General features: G+C 45.6%; 11 protein-coding genes and 13 tRNA genes. 2 read left to right on the top strand and 22 right to left on the bottom strand.

Annotated features, from left to right (window positions below):
- Positions 1-688: 688 nt before the first annotated feature.
- From RID09_RS29725 to RID09_RS29765, 9 genes are all read right to left on the bottom strand, one after another.
- Positions 689-3,271, bottom strand: a complete 2,583-nt coding sequence (locus RID09_RS29725; RefSeq protein ID WP_446339521.1) for a M1 family aminopeptidase — start codon at positions 3,269-3,271, stop codon at positions 689-691.
- Between the two features lie 289 nt (positions 3,272-3,560).
- Positions 3,561-3,911 (bottom strand): HepT-like ribonuclease domain-containing protein, encoded by a 351-nt coding sequence (locus RID09_RS29730; protein WP_446339522.1) that lies wholly within the window; start codon positions 3,909-3,911, stop codon positions 3,561-3,563.
- The gene (locus tag RID09_RS29735) at positions 3,908-4,201 is read right to left on the bottom strand and encodes a nucleotidyltransferase family protein (protein ID WP_446339523.1); all 294 of its coding nucleotides are present in this window, start codon (positions 4,199-4,201) and stop codon (positions 3,908-3,910) included. The genes RID09_RS29730 and RID09_RS29735 overlap by 4 nt, the downstream gene beginning before the upstream one ends.
- A 438-nt stretch (positions 4,202-4,639) precedes the next feature.
- A complete protein-coding gene (locus RID09_RS29740; RefSeq protein ID WP_446339524.1) occupies positions 4,640-6,721 on the bottom strand; it encodes an S-layer homology domain-containing protein in 2,082 nt (693 codons plus the stop codon).
- Positions 6,722-7,162: 441 nt separating this feature from the next.
- Positions 7,163-7,543, bottom strand: coding sequence for a type II toxin-antitoxin system VapC family toxin (locus RID09_RS29745; protein ID WP_446339525.1), 381 nt, complete (start codon positions 7,541-7,543; stop codon positions 7,163-7,165).
- On the bottom strand, positions 7,540-7,758 hold the full coding sequence (locus tag RID09_RS29750) for a hypothetical protein (RefSeq protein WP_446339526.1): 219 nt from the start codon (positions 7,756-7,758) through the stop codon (positions 7,540-7,542). Before RID09_RS29750 ends, RID09_RS29745 begins: the two co-directional genes overlap by 4 nt.
- 165 nt (positions 7,759-7,923) lie before the next feature.
- Positions 7,924-7,990: transfer RNA gene (locus RID09_RS29755), tRNA-His, on the bottom strand.
- A gap of 13 nt (positions 7,991-8,003) precedes the next feature.
- A tRNA-Ala gene (locus tag RID09_RS29760) sits at positions 8,004-8,075 on the bottom strand.
- Positions 8,076-8,403: 328 nt separating this feature from the next.
- Positions 8,404-8,847 (bottom strand): NADAR family protein, encoded by a 444-nt coding sequence (locus RID09_RS29765; protein ID WP_446339527.1) that lies wholly within the window; start codon positions 8,845-8,847, stop codon positions 8,404-8,406.
- A gap of 202 nt (positions 8,848-9,049) precedes the next feature.
- On the opposite strand from RID09_RS29765, the gene RID09_RS29770 reads away from it, so the two are divergent.
- A complete protein-coding gene (locus RID09_RS29770; protein ID WP_446339528.1) occupies positions 9,050-13,066 on the top strand; it encodes a DUF2157 domain-containing protein in 4,017 nt (1,338 codons plus the stop codon).
- Positions 13,067-13,504: 438 nt separating this feature from the next.
- On the opposite strand, the gene RID09_RS29775 is transcribed toward RID09_RS29770, so the two are convergent.
- Positions 13,505-14,134, bottom strand: coding sequence for a hypothetical protein (locus RID09_RS29775; protein ID WP_446339529.1), 630 nt, complete (start codon positions 14,132-14,134; stop codon positions 13,505-13,507).
- 90 nt (positions 14,135-14,224) lie between these two features.
- Positions 14,225-14,296 (bottom strand) — tRNA-Thr (locus RID09_RS29780).
- A 102-nt stretch (positions 14,297-14,398) separates the two neighbouring features.
- On the opposite strand from RID09_RS29780, the gene RID09_RS29785 reads away from it, so the two are divergent.
- Entirely contained in the window at positions 14,399-15,004 is a 606-nt protein-coding gene (locus RID09_RS29785; RefSeq protein WP_446339530.1) for a macro domain-containing protein, read from the top strand.
- A gap of 123 nt (positions 15,005-15,127) precedes the next feature.
- Here RID09_RS29785 and RID09_RS29790 read toward each other — a convergent pair.
- From RID09_RS29790 to RID09_RS29840, 11 genes are all read right to left on the bottom strand, one after another.
- Positions 15,128-15,201 (bottom strand) — tRNA-Gln (locus RID09_RS29790).
- Between the two features lie 5 nt (positions 15,202-15,206).
- Positions 15,207-15,281, bottom strand: a tRNA-Asn gene (locus RID09_RS29795).
- Between the two features lie 7 nt (positions 15,282-15,288).
- A tRNA-Phe gene (locus RID09_RS29800) sits at positions 15,289-15,362 on the bottom strand.
- Between the two features lie 11 nt (positions 15,363-15,373).
- Positions 15,374-15,447, bottom strand: a tRNA-Trp gene (locus RID09_RS29805).
- Between the two features lie 31 nt (positions 15,448-15,478).
- Positions 15,479-15,561: transfer RNA gene (locus RID09_RS29810), tRNA-Tyr, on the bottom strand.
- Positions 15,562-15,602: 41 nt separating this feature from the next.
- Positions 15,603-15,709, bottom strand: a tRNA-OTHER gene (locus tag RID09_RS29815).
- Positions 15,710-15,712: 3 nt separating this feature from the next.
- Positions 15,713-15,784 (bottom strand) — tRNA-Glu (locus RID09_RS29820).
- A gap of 18 nt (positions 15,785-15,802) precedes the next feature.
- A tRNA-Lys gene (locus RID09_RS29825) sits at positions 15,803-15,875 on the bottom strand.
- A 95-nt stretch (positions 15,876-15,970) separates the two neighbouring features.
- A tRNA-Glu gene (locus RID09_RS29830) sits at positions 15,971-16,043 on the bottom strand.
- 6 nt (positions 16,044-16,049) lie between these two features.
- Positions 16,050-16,123: transfer RNA gene (locus tag RID09_RS29835), tRNA-Asp, on the bottom strand.
- Between the two features lie 292 nt (positions 16,124-16,415).
- Positions 16,416-17,150 (bottom strand): hypothetical protein, encoded by a 735-nt coding sequence (locus RID09_RS29840; protein WP_446339531.1) that lies wholly within the window; start codon positions 17,148-17,150, stop codon positions 16,416-16,418.
- Positions 17,151-17,168 lie beyond the last annotated feature (18 nt).

Below are 17,168 nucleotides of genomic sequence, written 5' to 3' on the forward strand. Positions count from 1 at the left end.
TTTTCATCCCGATTCAACACAAGTATGGGGTGAAATCACGGATTTAAGCTTGTCTGATCAGTAATAGCGTGAATTATTCTAAGCAAGCACAAGGTATCGGAATCAGTTAAAGCATCAGAACCGGACAAAAATGTAGATGCGATCGCGCCAAGGTCAACCCATCCCAGTTATCGTCTCCTGAAGGGGATGTTCAGTGTTCAAAAAACCAACGCGATCGCACCCCACCCCAAACGCAAGCAATTTCCCCTCTGCGCCCCTCTGCGCTACCCTCTGCGTCCTCTGCGTTACCCTATAAACATTACCGAATTCACCCCTAACTCTCAAACTAGGAAAATAATTTCTATTTCAGTGTTGACAAATGCCATGGTTTTGTGGGATGCTTACTTCATAATGGGAAAATGTGCCAGCCTATAGGGTCAATTTAATCCCGATTCAACACAAAGATTCGGTGAAATCACGGGTGTAAGCCTATCCAATCAGTAATACAGCAAATTGTCCTAACCTTGAACAACGCCTCTCAATCAGTTAAAGCATCAGAACCGGACAAAAATGTAGATGCGATCGCGCCAAGGTGAACCCATCCCAGTTATCGTCTCCTGAAGGAGATTTTCAGTGTTCAATTATCCCGATGCAACGAAAAGATGAGAGGGCGCACGTCTATGCGCCCCTACCGTTGACCAATGACAAATTAAGACGATTTCGCTTCTAGGCTTTCTAGGCGGCTTTTAAGTTCCTGATTTTCTTGCTTAATCTGGTCAAGTTCTTCGCGAAGCTGTTTAATCGCTTTGTCTGAACCCACCTGCTTCTGCACCTTTTGAATCGCCTCTTCCGCCCGCCGACGTACACGCCCATCCGGTGTTTGATCACACAGCGATCGCAAAACCCCAATCGCTTTGACAGTCTCCATTTGAGCTAATGCGGAAACCACCGCCACTTGAGTCAGGAAGAACGACTCCCCAGATAACTCCTCTAACGCCTCCAATATTTCCTCTAGCTTATTCGGGGTTTGACCCGTGGAAATCGTACCTAAAGCCCGAATTGACGCCAGTCGCAAGGGTTGAGGAACACCGGGCTTAGTGTACTCCATAATTACATCTAACGCCTGGGGTGAAGACTTCATCTGACTCAATCCCGCGATCGCACCCGATCGCACAACTTCATTCCAACCCGCACGTTGATTAAGGATCGTGCTTAAAAGTTGCAGCACTTCATCAGCTTTATCTTTCATACTCCCTGACGCCAGTTTACCCAGCACCTTCGCCGCAGACGCTTCCACATAATAACTAGCATCCCCCACCTCTAGTAGATGCTTTAATGCTTCATAGCTTTCTACTGTTTTCACCTTATTCAAGGCTTCAACCACCGAGCGCCGCACCCGCGCATCTTTATCCGGCAATCCAGCGACTAAAGCAACAGAGGCTTGATCCAGTTTGACCTTTGCTAATTGTTTAGCGACTTCGACTCGTACACCCCAGAACGGATCATCAGTCATGGCTTGGGCTAACGCCTGAACCACTTCTAACCCCCCCTTCTTAACTAACGCTTGGGCGGCGTAAATCCGGGAAACGGGGTCAGGGTCATGTTTTAGCTGGGCTTTCAGTTCGGCTAACGGATACTCCAGCGTCACCGTTTTTAAGTAATTGTTCCCTGCATCAAAACTAATAAACTGGGGCTTTTTCTCCAAGGGGAAATAGAAACTCTGTTCCCGTTCATGGATGCGAACCTTAAATGTTTTCAGTGGGGAATCAGCGTCTTTGTAGCCAAAAGCGATGGGAATTTTTAGGTCAAATAGCTCATTTTTACTACCATTTTGACTCTCTTTTGCATGGCTTTGGCTAACTGTCACTTTCGCCAACTGGCTGTCGGCGTCCCAGGTGTAGCTAACTTTATAGTCGGGATGACCACCTCGGAAGACATATTGATCGAACAAAAAGAGGAGATTTCGACCCGTGGCTTTTTCAATTGCCCGTAATAGGTCAACGGTTTCTACTGTATTATGGGCATTATCTTGCACAAAGGTTTGAATCGTCTTCCAGAATAACTCATCCCCCAATTCCGCCCGAATCATGTGATAGACACAAGCCCCTTTTTCATAAAGGTGGCGGTCATACAATTCAATCGCTTCTCGGTAGATATGGGTAACAATGGGGCGGCGATAGCGGGAGGTGTCTTCGTGTATGTAGCTGCGGGCTTCATTAAGTAGGTAATACGCCCCATCATCTTTACCATACTCCTGCTGGGTCCACAAAACTTCGGTATAGGACGCCATTCCTTCCTTAATCCAAGCATGGGACCAATGCTTGATCACCACCAAGTCACCAAACCATTGATGTGCCAATTCGTGGGCGACTAAGCTTTCGGTACGCATCCCATCAAGCGCCGCCCGTTCATCGAGTAAGCAGCGATCGGTAAGTAGGGTGGTAGAGGTGTTTTCCATCCCCCCAAAGATAAAGTCATCAACACAGACTTGGGCGTATTTAGGATAAGGATAGGGATAGCCAAAGACATGACTAAAGAATTCTATCATCTGGGGCGTTTTCCCCATACTGCGCCGCCCATCATCTTCGCGCCCTTTTTCTACATAATAGGTAACAGGTTTTCCTTGCCATTGATCACGAATTTCGGCAAAGTCCCCTACCGCCAGGGTCATCAAATAGGTAGGATGAACATGGTTCTGTAACCAGTGATAGGTTGTGCGATCGCCCTCTTGTTGAGTTCCGATCAGTTCCCCATTGGATATCGCCATCAGGGGTTTGGGAACCGTGACGCGCAGTTCAGAACTGGCTAATTGACCGGGATAATCGAAACAGGGGAACCAGAAGCGAGAGTCTTCATCTTCTCCCTGTGTCCACACCTGGGTGGGTTTGTTGGGGTAATCTTGGCTGGGAGTAATGAAATAGATACCCCGTTGCGGCTTCTCCACATGATACGCGATCGCGATTTTTACCTCTTTCCCCGCCTCAGTCGGGTTGTGAAGTTGGATCTGTAGTTGTTCCCCGTCACAGTCAAAGGGTTGGGATTCACCATCAATCTGCACCGATTCAATCGTCAGGTTCACCGCATCCAGGACAAACTGATGGATATCATTCCGCACTGGCGTTAAAGTAATAGTGCAAGTCCCTTCTAAGCGCTGCTTGGGGATATCCAAGACCAAATCCAGGAAAATATGATTAACTTGTCCCGGGCGATCGGGGTTGTAGTGGGGTCTAGCACCCGGTAATTCAAAGGACTTGTGACCGTTTTGATCCGAATCAAAATAAGACTGTGCCATGTGTGAATTTGTCAAACGTTAACAGAACAACTACAGGTATCTCTTCCTTCCAGGTTAGCTTGTCTCCCCGACTCCCAGTCAATGCGAACCAGCGTTTTAACTTAGAGCTCTCTTAACCTTAAACAATCACTACGCCAAAAAATATTTTGTGTAGGGTGGGTTAGGCGGGTTTCTCATCAGGACAATAACCATTGAATAAATTCTCCGCCGTAACCCACCAATATTAATGCTGAAGCGAATATCATTTAACCTACCTTGTTGGTTTTAAAAATACGTCTATTTTCCATTACTATGAATTTTTAATTTTCCTCAAAACCTCGGAAATCATCATTTTTAACTGAGGAACATCTTCCTGAACCGCTTGCCAGATGATTTCCACATTTGCATTAAAATAATCATGAATCAGTTTATCCCGCATTCCGGCAATATCTCTCCAAGGAATATCAGGATATTGATTTCTCACTGAATCAGGTACTCGCTTCACAGCTTCACCAATAATTTCCATAGCTCTTGAAACTGCAAAAACCTTCTCTAAATTTTGTGAGAAAGCTTCAAAATCAATACCTGCGGTAAACTGTTCAATAGCAGCAACAGCATCCAAAATATCCTGTAAATAGTCCTCCACTTGCCGTTTGGTCACAGGTAAACAACCTCCGCCAAAACCCGCTCTCCAATTCGAGGCTTCAAGCCTCCCTTATGCACCAGATCAACCTTAACTCCTAGGTTATCAGTAAGATAATTCTCCAAATTGACAAACTTTAACAAGCTGGGTGTCTGGGAAAACTCCACTAACACATCAACATCGCTCGTTTCAGTCTGCTCTTTTCTCACGTAGGAACCAAAAATACCGAGTTCCCTAACCTGATAACGTTCCTGCAACACTGACTTATTTTGCACAAGCCATTGCTTGATTTCCTCTAAAGTTTTCATCACCCCAATCTCACGTTGAATAAGTACGGTGTTAATCTAGCTTACACCAATCCGGATGGAAACTTGAATAGTGGGTGTTTTAGGCGCACGTCTTTTTACCCTATAGTTTCTGGATGTTAGGCTAATCTATCCGATTGGCTGTACTACGGCACTATTGTGAATTATATTTGCGGAGAATTTCATCAACAAAATAACTGTTTCACGAAAAACACGACACCAGTTAACCCACGCCAAGCATAAAAAAAGCGGTGAAGCCAGAAGGTAACATCGCCTCACCGCAAAATTAATTAAAGTTTTAGTTGGAATTTGCTAGTCCTAATGAATATACTCCACCTAACCTGGATCAGGGAAGAGAAAACCTGCCCAGAGTTCAAGCAATAGGGCTTGAGTTTTTGGTTCCTTGGGTTCAAACCCAAAGCAGGTTAATACTTTCCCCCTTTACGCAGAAACAATGTAATCCGAGTCAATCACACTCACCTGATTCGCATCCACTAAGGCTTGATAAACCATAGCAGCCACCTCACCACGGGTAGCCGCTTTTGTCGGATTTAGTTTTTTGATATCAGGGTGATTCACCACAATTTGTTTCTTCGTTGCCGTGGCTACTTCCTCCTTACCATAGTCAGGAATATCATCGCTATCCTCGTAAACATTTAAGGCATTATCATCAGATTCTGATAATTCTAATCCATTCACCAAAGACACCAAAACCTGAACCCGTTCTACATTATCTCCCTGGCGGAACATATCACCAGGATAACCAGACAGAAATTCGCCGCGATAGGCTTTTTGAATCACATCCTTTGCCCAAGACTTGTCACTAACATCCAGAAATTTCTTGGCTTCCCGTTTAGGTTCAGGGTCAAAGGCTTTAACCAATAACGCCGCATATTGAGCGCGGGTCATTTTTTCATTGGGTTTAAATGTACCATCACCAAAACCGCTAATTAACCCTTTCTTGAGTAATCCTTCAATAAAGGGTTTTGCCCAATGGTTTTGAATATCAGGGAAGGTTTTACTGGCGCTAACAATATAGTCTGAGTTAACTTCACTCACCTGATTCGCATCAACCAGCGCCTGATACACCATCGCCGCCACCTCAGCACGGGTAGCATCTTTTGTCGGGTTAAGTTGTTTCGTATCCGGATAACTCACCACAATTTCTTTCTTGGTTGCCGTGTTGACTTCATCTTTGGCATAATCTGGAATAGCCGCGCGATCGCTATAGGTAATCAACACCGTCTCATCGCTTGCCGATAACTCCAATCCATTAACCAAAGAAACAATCACTTGCACCCGTTGCACATTATCATTGGGTTTAAAGGTATTTTTTGGAAAACCAGACAGGAATTCGCCGCGATAAGCCTGTTGTATCACATCCTTTGCCCATAAATCAGCGGCAACATCTGTGAAATTTATCGCATTCCGTTTAGCCGAGGGATTAAAGGCTTTCACTAATAGTGCCGCATATTGAGCGCGGGTCATTTTTTCATCGGGCTTAAATGTGCCATCTTTAAAGCCGCTAATTAATCCTTTGTCAAGTAATCCTTCAATAAAGGGTTTTGCCCAGTGGTTTTGAATATCGGAGAAGCTATCCGGTGGTGAATCCCCATTACCACCATCTCCACCGCTATCACCGTTATCACCGACGATGCTGCCCTCAATTTTAACTGAACCACTAACTTGATTACTCGTCAACTGATTTCCCCAAGAAACCAGGGTATTCTTGCTGGAGTTGAGAATGGCGAATTTGCCGTTGTTGCGAAAAATATTATTACCTGGAGCTTCTTTGCTACCTAAGTCGGGTTCGGCATTGCCTGTCACGGCTATACCGTATTCTTCATTATCTTCAATCCGGTTATTTCGCAGGATAGGTTTAGCATCTACAGAAACTCCCACTCCGAAACGGTTTTCAGAAATAAGATTATCTACAACTCGCGGCGTCGCATTGCCATCAATGCTAATACCGTACCCTGCTTTTTTGCAACTATTATTTTTAATTTCACCTTGAGCATTTTTGGTAAAGGAGATGCCATTACCACCATTATCAATGAAGTTATTATTGACAACGTTAGGTTTGGCTGTTCCTGTGGCTAAAACCCCTTCGCGATTACATTGAGTAAAGGTACAGTTGGTTATAGTCGGATCAGTCGATTCAATCCAAATCCCTGTGCCTCGCGTGGCTTTATTCGTCACCGTGACACCACGCACTTCGGTTGTATTTGCGAGTAAAAGGGTTATATTTTGTTGAGCCAGCGTGGGACTAATATACTCACCACTTCCTTCAATTACAATACCACTGCCTTTATTCCCTTCATTGCCTACAAGTTTGACCCCAGATGGGACTTGCAGTGGGAAAATCTCGCCGCTAGTCCCATTATAGGTTCCCGCCGCCAGTTGGATAGTTGTATCGGCTTGGGCTTGTTGCAGGGCTTTGGACAGGGTTTTCCAGGGAGCAGATTGGTCACCCGCAGCGCTATCGTTTCCGGTAGCGGGATTAACGTAAAGAGTTTGAGCCATAATGTAATCTTTCTATCGAAACAATAATGAGAGTATTGACTTGAGATAAGGGTGAATGTTTCCCAGCCTAGGCTCAACTCAGGGCAAAAATCATCCTTCATTTGGGTGAAATCTAGCTACTCACGGTTCCCTAGCCTCAGATTTTACACTGTTCAGAGCAAATGTACTAACAGGATTACGCCATGGTGCAACACACATAATGCATTATGTGTAGGGGCGCACGGGGCGTGCGCCCTAGGCTGTAGTCGATGCAATCGAGAGTTGCGATAAATTGCATGGGTTTTAGTTAGTTTTGAATATACGCGATCGCGTATTGCCGGATTTAGAAACCTACTCCAATTGTCTGTTTTTTGCCTGTCGCTTGTGTCGGCTAATCTATTGAAAACAATAAACGCAGCCTTCTCGAATAAGTAACCCAGAAAAGCCCAGATGGTGTTCGACTTACACCAATTTTACATTGTACAGTTTGAAGCGATGATCGTTGGTGATAATAATGTAATCTTCGGCTTTCGCCTGAGCGATAATTAGCCGATCAAAAGGATCTTGATGATGAAAGGGCAAATGCTGCAATATTTCGTAATGACTAAACTTAGCGTCTAAAATTTGAAACTGATTATTTATTAGAAAAATTTCTAACTCAGACAATGAAATCGACAAAGACAACTTGCTGATACTAATCTTAATGGTCATTTCCCATAAACTCGCTTGACTGACATAGATAGAATTAGCAGGATTAGCAATTAATTTTTGTGCCTGTGTAGAAAGATTAGTGTTCCCTTCAATAAACCAAATTAGTATATGAGTATCAATTAAATAGTTCATGATAGCATATAGTCTTCAAAACCCGGAGGTATTGCATCAAAATCATCTGCCACATAACTAAAAATACCTTTGCCACAACCAAATTGCCGAGGCTTAGTCGGGGCTATATTTTTCACTGAGTTTTCTTTTATGTTCTGAATTTCATTTAAGAGTTGAACATCTTGCAATAACAAAATCCACTGAATCAGTTCTAGTTTAAGAGATTCTATCTTCATGGCTTTTACAGATATAAGTTTTTTGACTTAAATTACGCGCTATTAAGATGAGAAACTAGCCCATCTAAATTTATTTATAATGCGAGGGTTTTGAAAGGGAAGCAGTATAATTATTATAATATCAATTAGCTAGTCAATAGTCAAACTGCGCCACACCTGAACAAATGGGAATGACGGGACTTGAACCCGCTATTGACTTGTTCCACAAACAAGCGCCGCGACCGCTTTGGCTTCAGACACCATCATGGATCTGGCGGGGGTCGAACCCGCAACCTCCTGTGTGCAAAACAGGCGTTTTCCCATTAGAACTACAGACCGTTACATAAGACTTACCCAAAGTTGCCCAAAGCGTGGACATCCTTGACGCTTACTTCCTGCTTCATCCTGGTGGTGACGGCACTCAACCAGTCCACAGGCTAACACCACCTAACTGGCGGCTATCTCTCTCACCTATCTAGCTGTGGTTTTTAGCTGGATAGGTGTACCAATAAAGTATACACATAATTGGGGGAGCGGGGGAGCATTTTTTTCCGTTTTGTCTATTACCTAAGATACGTCTCAGTTGGATTGTTCTTGGCTCCCCAAGTTGGTGAACGACTACAATTGATATCCTTGGAAATTCAACCTGAATCTTTAGTCAAATTATCATTGACGCAATATCTCTCGCACTTCCCCTAAAATCTGTCCCAATCTATTTTGACCACTGCTATCTTTACCGCACCCCCAGTAGTAATCTATGGGAGAATTCTCGACAATTAAGTCATCTCCTGTCGCCAAAAGTATCTCGCGGATATCGGCATTTGCTTTAAACTTTTGCAATACTCCCCGCTTCATGATTTCATCCTTAACTTGTTCCCAATCGCTACGGAGAGGATGTTCCCGACTTCTGCCCATTTTGGCAGCTTCCTTGGGTGTTTTTACCTCGCGGATTTTGTCGAACCAAGGATGATCCGTATCGACGAATTTCTGTGCCTGGAAGTAATGTTCACTCGTTGCCCACCAATAACCATCTAACTCGAAACCATGGTGAGAGAAGTTGGAAAAGCAACCGTAGGGTTTTTCGCGGGTGCTGTAGAAGTAGACAGGCATAATTTAAATTGGTATTTTTGTACTATTTTAGTCCAATATTTGTAATTTTGCGATCGCCCTCTCGTACTAAGTATGTAAGCTCTTAGAAGTAACGATAAAACGGGAAAATCTGATGCTAGGATGAATTAATCTGTTTGTAGTAAGCGCTAAAGCGCTTCTTCTGGCACGAAGCGTGCCTACTACGAACGAACCCCCGAAAACTATGTCCTCGCCACGTTCTCTGAGAATTGAACTGACTGTTTCTGCCTCCAATCCCAACTTACTCGAAGGTCTAGAAACCTGGTTGCGCTTGGGTTTAATCAGTGATGCCCAAGTTAAGCAATTAAGTCGAATCTCTCTGTCTTGTCGCGTACCTCAACCAGAGATTGCGCCGCTTCCATCTCGTCCTCAAGTTGCGTCTCCCCGGAAGGTGAAAACTCAGGTAGAGGAACCCGTTCCTACGGTGTCACCCTTATCCGGTGTCTGGCAGTCATGGCAAGAGGAACTGAGTGTACGCTGGCTGCTGTTTCTGGGTGTCTTTCTGGTTGTTGTCTCTTCCGGTGTCCTCGCCGCAACTCAATGGCAGAATTTTCCCCCGGCGGGACAGTATGGTGTTTTATGGGCATATACTGTTGTCTTTTGGGGCATTAGCCTTTGGGCGGGAAAGCGTTCTAACTTAAAGTTAACCTCTCAAACCTTGCAACTGATTGCCCTACTTTTAGTCCCGGTTAATTTTTGGGCAATGGATAGCTTTGGGTTATGGCGTCATCCCTGGGAATGGATTGTTGTTGGTGTTGCGGCTTTAAGCCTAACCGGGATTACGGTTATCAATCAATCTATCCAAACCAACTCATTCCGCCTTACCTCCCGCGCCTCTCTAATTTTATGGTTGAGTTATCTGCACTGGGGTTGGAATTGGTCACAGGTTCCATTAGTCGCCGTTTATTTAGGCGTCATCGGAACCGCAATTTTCCTCCCCTCTGCCTTTCCAATCCCTCGCGCTTCCCCATCTGTGCCTAATCATGCCCCTACGGGCAGTTTAGTGGTGATTTATGCCCTAACGGTGTTGTTAGGACGGGCGATTTTCGTGATGAATGTGCCAATTGTCCAACTTGGTTTGGCGATGGGAATCTGTGGTTGGTTGTTGGCGCGACAGGGAAAGCCTCCAGCCGTCTCACCAGAGTCTGTTTCCTCCTTTAGTACAAAACTCTGGGATGGAATTGGCGGCGGGTTATTGCTGATGGGTTGGTTGGTTTCGGTAGGAGAAGCAATTCCTTGGCAAGCTACGGCGGTTAGTGGGTTGGCGATTTTGTTTTTCGCCCAGCGCTTACAGTATTCTCGGCGGCGTCGGGATTTAGCTGCCATTTTTATTATTAGTTTGCAAACGCTGTTTTTACTATGGCGATTAATCCCGTTGGCGGTACGAGAAGATGTAATCGCATTCCTCTCTCAACAGTTTGGTTTAGTCGTCGAAGCTTGGTGGGGTGTCGCCCTGTTTCCCTACGTTATTCTCTGGGTGGGCTTGACAGATTGGCTGTATCGTAAGTCGAACCCTAAATTAGCCCGTTTTGGGGAAGGACTCACATTAGGATTGGGTGTAATGTTAACGGTAATCAGTACCCTGAATCCGACGACGCGATCGCTCAATCTATTACTCTCGACTGTAACCCTTGGTATTGTTACCCATCGTCGCCCTCCTCTGCGAATTCCTCTGGTTTATCTCACCCATATCGCCGGATTATTCACCCTCTGTTCGTTTATCGAGGGATGGTTTGGGACTCTCAGCGAACCCCTCTGGGCAAGTTTATTGTTGGCGCTAATGGTAGGAGAATGGAGTCTAAGTATAAGGCAGGAGGCTTTCAGAAGCCAGGAAGGGCAAACCGTAGAAGCAAATCCCCCATCTCCTGTTCCCAAACAAATTTGGTATCGCAGTTGTTGGCACATTGGTTTTGTCCTCGCTGGAATTAGTTATGTTTTATTGGCTGGGGAGGGATTTCCTGATGGGGTTTCCTTTTCCCCGCACCCTTGGGGACTTTTATGGTTACTCACCCCATTAACCTTAACTGGAGTTGCCCGTCTTACTCAGCGATCGCGGCGCATTCAGGCGGCTTCGTGGAGTGCGATCGCGTTATTTTTTGCCCAAGGGCTAACCCTATTCACACCGCACAGTAGACTGATAGGCTTAGGGATTGCTACGGTTTTAATGTTCCTCAATAGCCGCTATTTACGCCAAACTGTAGCCGCCGCGATCGCGATTGGATTTGCCCTCAGCTTTTTGGCTGCATGGCTTTGGCAAGGAATTCCCGGATTATCTCCCTTATCTGTCGCCGATTGGTATTTGGCTGGCGCGATCGCAATTCTCGGATTATGGCTGCTACGGGCTAGCTTAATTCCCCAGTCTGGCAGGTTAGCTACATTGTACGCCCAAGCCTCGGATGGATGGGCAATTGCCCTGTCTGGTACAGAATTAGGATTTCTGACGCTACACATTACCCAGAGTTACATCGAACTGATTCCATCGAGTTGGCAATACTTAACCGCCTCAATTTTAATTGGCGGTGCGATTTGGTTTCGCTGTTGGCGATCATTTACAGAATTTGGTGTTTACGGCATCAGTTGGGCAATTGAATTAGCGATCGCAGATACCATTGTCTTACGAAATGGTTCATCCTTAACCCTAGCCACCGCCAATATTATCCTGGCACTTTTAACGCTATTCCTCACAGATTGGTGGTTTGCCCGTTTAGAGGGGGACACAGGGGAACCCGTAGAGACGCGCCCTGATACGTCTGGAAGCCCGTTTGTAGGGGCGGGTTTTACCGATAACGTTTTGGAGACAACCGTTAATTTAACTAAACCCGCCCTTCTTTGGGAACAGGGAAGAAGTTACCGGGATGCACTGGAAATTTTACCCTTAATTTATGCCCTGATTGGCATTGGTTTACGCTGGACTTATTTCACCCCTTATACCGGGTTACTCACTCTCGGTGCGGCGTTAACCGGGATAGGCGTAGGGCGTCGCCGTCTTTCCTGGAAAGGTATCACCTATCTTTCCCTAGCGGGTATTTCCATCGCCTGGTATGAATTGGTGATTTACCAGATGCTGCAAGCAGATGGGGGAAATCCGGCGGATGGCTTTACTATTTTAGGAGTTGTGGCGACTGCGATCGCGGTTATTTATCGAGTGTTGGCTTGGTTTTGGCAATCGCGCGATCGTTCCCAATTTCTCAACCTCAGTATCACTGAAATTAAAATCACCGCCCATATTCACTGGGCAATTGCCAGTTTCCTGATGGTGCTAGCGGCTGGAATGTCTGTGTTCACAACACCAAACCTGAGAACCGTCGGACTTGCCATCAGTTGGATACTGGCTATCTATGCGTTATTACAGGGGCGTACCAGAGGACAACAACGCCAGTTTTTTGCCTCATCTGCTAACGTCTGGATATACGCCGGATTAACCCAAGTCGCCGCCACAGGTGTTTATGCACGTTTGGCATGGACACAGTTAAGTATATTTGACCCTTGGAGAGGGGTAATGGCTTGTTTATTCGCGATCGCTCTTTTTCAACTTCCCTGGCGACGCTGGGGATGGAACGATAAACCTTGGCAACATTACGCCATAATATCTCCTCTGCTAACAGTTTGCTTCAATTATCAAACCCTATCTTCAATCAATTTACTAGCAGTTGCGGGTTTTTATGCCTGGGTTGCCAACCGCCAGTCTAATTTACGTTGGACGTATTTGAGTCTATTTTTCGTTGATTGGGCAATCTGGCGTGTTTTAGTTAATCAACAGCTCACCGAACCCTTATGGTATGCTGCCATAATTGGCGGTTCTTGCCTCTACATTGCCCAAATTGATCCAGAATTAAGACGTACCCGAAAACGACAAACTCGTCATTATCTCCGCTTACTGGGTAGTAGCATCATTTGTTTAGCCGCGTTCTTTTTCCATCAAGGTACTGGACTGATTCCAGGAATAATTAGCCTGATTGCCATATTTACTGGATTAGGACTGCGAATTAGGGCATTCTTAATGGTTGGAACTGCCACATTTGTGCTAACGGTTTTTTACCAGTTAGTTGTTTTGAGTTTTCAGTATCCATTTTCAAAATGGGTCGTTGGCTTAATCGCTGGCATCATTTTTATTAGCATTGCCGCTAATTTTGAACAGCGACGGGAGCAAATTTTGGGCATTTTCCAAAACTGGGCGAACCAGTGGCGAGAATGGGAATAAGCAAAGGTTTTTCCAGACGTGCCATGGCACGTCTTTTAGCTGGGTCAGTTTGATTATTGATTGTGTAGGGGCGGGTTTCACGATTATCTTTTCGGTTACATCCATAAGTAACTAAACCCGCCCCTACTCAGGCTTCTAGACTACCAGTGAAAAGTGTTAGAATTCCGCTGACACAAAGGAGTGACTAATGAAATGCTGACCACTCAGCCAGGTGGAAACCTCAAGGTTTTATAGAACCTACAACCAACACCCTGGATTTTATCGAGGGTTAACCTTTATGGTTTGAGAGTTGACTGTCTAACCTTTAACGATTGAACGTTAAGCGTTAAGCGTTGAGCTTTAAGCTTTAAAGGTAATAGACGATGGAATCGCTACGCAATTGAGCTATCCACCGCAACCCATAAATTTAGAGATTTTCGAGTGACCAGCAATTCTATCTTAGTCGGGAATCTCAATCATTGTCCGAGCATTGCTAATTGACAGTACCCGGTCAACCGTTGATTTAAACTCTTCAACAAACCCTTGCCGTCTCTCGATGTCTTCTGCCAGATTAGTGGGATCGAGTATTTCTACCCCTTCTCGTGACAAGAAGCTATCCGCCAGAGATTGATATTTTGCAGAAGCCGCATTTTTACCTAACACCTCTAGGGCTAACTTATCAAGTCGTTCTTTCACTCGTGCTTGAGCGGCTTTGTACTCATTCTGAGTGCGAGTATACGCCGACACCATCGTGTGAAAAACTGCCTCATAGTACACGATGAAATTCTTCATCTCGATAGCTTCAGCCACTGTCATTTCTTGACCCGCGACGGAAACCATGGTGGAGGCATTAGACAAAACAACGGCTCGTTTAATTGTCCGTCGTCTAGCAATTAAATCATCGACTCGTTGTAAACCAGCGCGTGCTTTAGAGGCATGTTCCTCTCTCGATTTGTAGCCTGTTGGCACTTTGCCGACTTCCACAACAGCAATTAACGTATTATTATCTAAATTGGCTCGTGCAGAATCAATCCGTTTTTCCAACAGTGTCAACTCTGCCAAAGCATCAGTCACCGTCATCGTAGTCATTTTCACTCCTCCTCTTCTATAAAAATTACGGATAAACAGGTGGCAAGATTTGCACAGGCAAAAAGGCTTGACTCAACACCTGTATTCAAAAGCAGATGGCGGGAATCGAACCCACATCGAGGATTTACCACACCCTTGTGTTGCCATTGACACCACATCTGCATGACTAGCTATTTTCATAACTGCCAATAACCACTCCAGTACGTTGACATTCCCCTTAACTTGCCCCTAAAATAGTCTTCTAAGCGGAGGTCAGTTCACAACTTGAAGTTAATACTTGTAGCTCCCAGTTCACAACTGTTTGCAGCTTTTCAACAGTATTTCAGCTATTTACCCAACGTAGAAATCGTTAACGACTATTTCCAGTGGTTGCCCGAATTTGACTGTTTAGTCAGCCCTGCCAATTCATTTGGCATGATGGATGGTGGCATGGATGCAGAAATTGTACAGTTTTTTGGTCGTTCCCTGATGATAAACGTTCAGCAGCACATCCTGGAAGAATTCCTGGGAGAACAGCCTGTTGGTACATCATTTATTGTGGAAACGGGTCATCTAAAACACCCTTTTTTGGCTCATACACCCACCATGCGAGTACCCATGTCTATTGCTGGCACTGATATCCCATACATAGCCATGTGGGCAATGCTTTTGGCGGTTCGACGACACAATCAAAATGCTACCCGAAAAATTGATAGGATTGCCTGTCCTGGATTAGGCACAGGAATAGGGCGAATTCCTTATCACGAAGCAGCTAGACAGATGGCAGTTGCTTATGACAACTTCTTACATCCACCCAAATTTCTCAATTGTATCGTTGCGGCTGAACGACAACTTCAGATTTGGGAAGGTGAACGTTCAAGCTTTGCCTGAGTCGCGAGTAGCAGTGTACTTGGCAAGCAGGTGGCGAGAGTCGAACCCACAATTTCAAGAAATCGGGTTTAAGCCGATCGCGTCTGCCAATTCCGCCACAGGAGCGAGTTTTGGTACTATGAATGGATGCCGGGACAGGAGTTGAACCTGTATCTCAGACTTCAGAGGACTGCGACTTTCCATTCGTCCACCCGGCAATAAATGGCTGCCCCAGTAGGACTCGAACCTACAACCCCCGCGTTAACAGCGCGTCGCTCTACCATTGAGCTATAGGGCAATGCCAGTCCCCCAGGTCAGTATTGAACTGACGACCTCTTGCTTTTCAAGCAAGCGCTCTACCCAACTGAGCTACCGGGGGAAATGGTTGATTGGCGCAGGGACTGAGATTTGAACTCAGATCATCGGTTTTGGAGACCGAAATGTTGCCGTTACACTATCCCTACATTCAATTTGAACTTTGAAAGCAAAATTCAATGGGTCGGGCAGGATTCGCACCTGCAACGCATAAAAGCGGCTGTTTTACAGACAGTTGCCCACCCTAATAGGCGAGCCGACCCAGAGTCTATGTAGTATGTCTGGCTCGATATACTACATAAAGCGGAGAGGACAGGAGTCGTTCGCGGAGCGTTCTCGAAGAGTAGCTGCAATGGGTTGCCCCATGCTTCCTTAGCACTTAAGTGCTTTCACCAATTCAGCCACCTCTCCAGATAGCCCCAAGGAGACTTGAACTCCTCTTTCTGCCTTGAGGGGGCAGCGTCCTAACCACTAGACGATGAGGCTGGATCACAAGATATTGAGTGGGAGCAGCAGGAATCGAACCCGCAACCAGACGGTTAAAAGCCGCCTGCTCTGCCAGTTGAGCTATACTCCCCTTACTCAAATAATCCGCTTCTTTTGAAGGTCAAGGTAGGAGCTGTCAGTATTCCCTTCAACCCCTCAATTACTTGACCTGATTCATCAATGTCATAGCCCCAACGGGATTTGAACCCGTGTCTTCTGAGCGAAAATCAGAGATCCTTGTCCACTAGACAATGGAGCCAGATAGCGGGAGCGACGAGACTTGAAAAGAGCAACCTCAGACTCGACAGGTCTTTGCTCTAGCCATTGAGCTACGCCCCCACATTGATAAAAAAAATGTGTTACATATTCAGTTTTCAAGGTTCGGCTTGAGCGCTTGGAGTCAAGCGGTTTTGCTCTCTCCCCTTCGCTCTTAAATACATACTACAAAAATACTACAAGTCTGTCAAGGGTTTGGGCAAAAAATTTTTTGGACTTGGCTCAAAACCTTATAGAGAGGAAGATTCAAGCGCGATCGCACGGGTGTCCGACTATTTAGGTCGAATGGCACACTCAGATGAGGCTGGTGGGCGGTGCCCACCCTACGGTAAAGGGAATTTTTCTGGGTTATCCGTCAATTGGGTAGAGGTTGTACGGGACAATCCTTTGAGCAGTACACTTCGACAAAACGAATCGTGGCTGTATCCTTATACTCCTTCGTCTGGTTAAATTCCTTTTGGGGTGAGGGATAGACTCCAGCCAAGCTATCATCATTCGCTGCACCCAGCCGGAAGGCAATGTCTGGAGACGGATGTTGGGCAAACTTGACGTATTCCCGCGACTCGTTAACAGTGTTATAGGTAAGAGTCGCCTCTCCGTAAACGTCTTCTGCTTGCTTCAGGGGGGTTCCGGGTCCAACACCCTCAGCCGTTTGATAATTGGGATTATCTGTAACTAACGCCTCGATGATATCGTCGTCACTCATGGGTATTCCCGCCGGATACAAGATGTAGTATTGGGGTTTACCTTCTTGAACGATCGCGATCGCATCAAAATCGACCATAAACGGTGACGTAACCTGAAACTCAGCTTGATCTCCCAGCAATTTTTTCAGTTCACCCAGCGTCATCCCAACTTGCGCCACTCCAATCCCCTTTGCAGATATCCGTTGGGTTTGAGCCGATTGAGTGGATTTAGACGGATCAACTGGGGAACGTTCGCCCGGTGAGGTACGAGGGGATGATGGCTGCGCCGATGGTGTATCTTGAGAAGACACAGATGATGTATCCGTCAGGTTTGGAGAGTTGTTCTCGCAACTGACGAGTAGGCAAAAAATAAACGTGATCAGAGGAATTTGTAGTTGGCGCATGATTGACTTAACCCGTTT

This window comes from Coleofasciculus sp. G1-WW12-02 (genome assembly GCF_040219735.1).
Classification (GTDB): domain Bacteria; phylum Cyanobacteriota; class Cyanobacteriia; order Cyanobacteriales; family Coleofasciculaceae; genus Coleofasciculus.